The sequence below is a fragment of the Bartonella sp. AP11XZML genome, from assembly GCF_042196445.1.
Lineage (GTDB): Bacteria > Pseudomonadota > Alphaproteobacteria > Rhizobiales > Rhizobiaceae > Bartonella.
Genome location: NZ_JBHIQF010000033.1, coordinates 1 through 2,097 on the forward strand (window position 1 = coordinate 1; position 2,097 = coordinate 2,097).

At 36.7% G+C, this 2,097-nt stretch carries 2 protein-coding genes; both read left to right on the forward strand.

What is annotated here, in order from left to right:
- Positions 1-317 precede the first annotated feature (317 nt).
- Complete coding sequence (locus ACFIMG_RS03085) at positions 318-1,115, forward strand: hypothetical protein (RefSeq protein ID WP_375678941.1); 798 nt, start codon at positions 318-320, stop codon at positions 1,113-1,115.
- Positions 1,116-1,195: 80 nt separating this feature from the next.
- Positions 1,196-1,969 (forward strand): hypothetical protein, encoded by a 774-nt coding sequence (locus ACFIMG_RS03090; RefSeq protein ID WP_375678940.1) that lies wholly within the window; start codon positions 1,196-1,198, stop codon positions 1,967-1,969.
- Positions 1,970-2,097: the final 128 nt, after the last annotated feature.

The window sequence follows — 2,097 nt, forward strand, 5'->3', positions numbered from 1 at the left end:
CAAAATGAAAAAAATTGAAAAAAATAAAAAATACGTATTGACTTTAAAGAAAAGGTCGTTTATTAAGGTTGGCAAGTGCTTAACAAACACTATAGCGAATAGCGGTTAAACCACGTAAGGTTTTTCCCATTTCTTAAAATACTGACTTTCTTTTGTGCTATCGTTGGCATATAACGATTTTGTCGGGTGTAGCTATGTTATACAATACCCTTCGCGAGGGAAAAGCATAGCGACGGACTATTCGCCGTGTTTGTTAGCGCCCGGCGCCCTTATAGGGCTGTCAATAACAAACAATTTAAACGAATAGGATTACTAGCATGAGTGCTACAGTTAAAAATCAAGAATCTTCCTTTTTTATTACAGATGATAATGGCTCTTTTAAAAAGAGAGAGTTTGCAAAAAAATACGAATTTACAGGCGAGACGATTGAAGTTGGTTTTAAGACACTTCATAGAATTAGAGCATTAAGAGATTTTGGAGATGTCAAAAAAGGGGACCTCGGCGGTTTTATTGGCAGTGAATACAATTTATCGCATCATGGCAATTGCTGGGTTGCAGGTAATGCCAAGGTTTATGCTAATGCACGTGTTTACGATAATGCCGTTGTAAGTGGGTATGCGCATGTTAATGTGGAAGCTTGTATTTATGAAAACGCCCGTGTTTATGGCAAGGCTGTTGTAGGTGGCTTTGTTTATGGAAATGCTGAAGTTTATGGTTTTGCACGTATTTATCCTCGTGCAAGAATTTATGGGAATGCGCACGTTCATTATAATGCTTGGGTTTTTAATGATACGCATATTTTTGGTAATGCCAAGCTTTCTGGATATGCTTGCATTTATGCTGATGTAAAAGTTTATGGTAATGCCAAGGTTCTAGGTTTTTCAAAACTTTATAAAAATGCACACGTTCATGGGAACGCTGTTATTGAAGGGCATGCTGAAATTCATGGGATTATTTATGGTAATGCAAAAATATCAGGTTATTCAAAAATTTATGGGAAGGTTTCAGGCAAGGCAAAATTAAGAGAGTGTGATTTTGTTCATAGGGAAGGTGAGGTTTATAGTGGCAATAAAGTCATATATAACTCGAATAATATTTTAGAAAAAGCAGCATAAGACAGCAGCGGCGGTGCGGGGGCGCCTTCTTTAAACCTCTTATTAAAAATTTATTCAAATGTTAGATTAGGGAGCTACCTATGACCACTAAAAATGTATCTAAAAAATATGAAATTACAGACGAAATTAAAGAAGTTAAAGATGCTGAAACCCGTCAACCTAAACACTTTTATCGCATTCGTGCATTAAGGGATTTCGATGATGTAAAGACAGGGGACCTTGGTGGCTTTATTGAAAGTGAAGATAATCTCTCACATGATGGTAATTGCTGGGTGTATGATAATGCTATAGTTGCTGTGAATGCCGTCGTTTCTGAAAATGCAAAAATACGTAATGATGCCATTGTTGCTCAAAATGCTAAAGTTTATGGTAATGCTATAGTGAGTGGAAAAGCTAAAGTTTATGGTCATGATACCCATGTTTATGGCAATGCACAGGTTTCTGATAATGCGAGTGTTAATGGTAGTATGTGGGTTCGTGGTAAGGGAGTAGTTTATGGCAAGTGCGTGGTTAATGACAATGCCAAGGTTTATGGTGATGCAAAAATTTGTGGTCAAGTTTGTAACAATGCCGTGGTTTATGGGAAAGCCTTTATTGCTGTAAATGCAAAAATTTATGACAATGCCAAGGTTTGGCATAGTGCTGATGTGAGTGGCTTTGTTTATGGCAATGCAAAAGTATCAGGATCTTCTTATATATACGAAGGTGCTCATATTTTTGATAATGCAAGAGTTTATGGAAAAGCGGTTGTTTACAAAGATGTTAAGATTTATGGCAACGCCGCTCTTAAGGAAAAGAAAACATTTCGTGATGATGTTTGTAGTAATGATGTAATCACTGAAAAAGCAGCATAAATAAAATAACGGGGCGGGGGGCTGCTTTATAGCAAAAAAGCCGCGTCCTTTTAAGACACGGCTTTTATTATCAAAACAGCTAGCGATCTAAATAAACGATTAAAGTAACCAATCGAAATATAAAAGAA

Excerpts from the sequence above, each read along its gene's own strand:
- ACFIMG_RS03090 (WP_375678940.1), top strand. The coding sequence starts at position 1,196 with ATGACCACTAAAAATGTATCTAAAAAATATGAAATTACAGACGAAATT.
- ACFIMG_RS03085 (WP_375678941.1), top strand. The coding sequence starts at position 318 with ATGAGTGCTACAGTTAAAAATCAAGAATCTTCCTTTTTTATTACAGAT.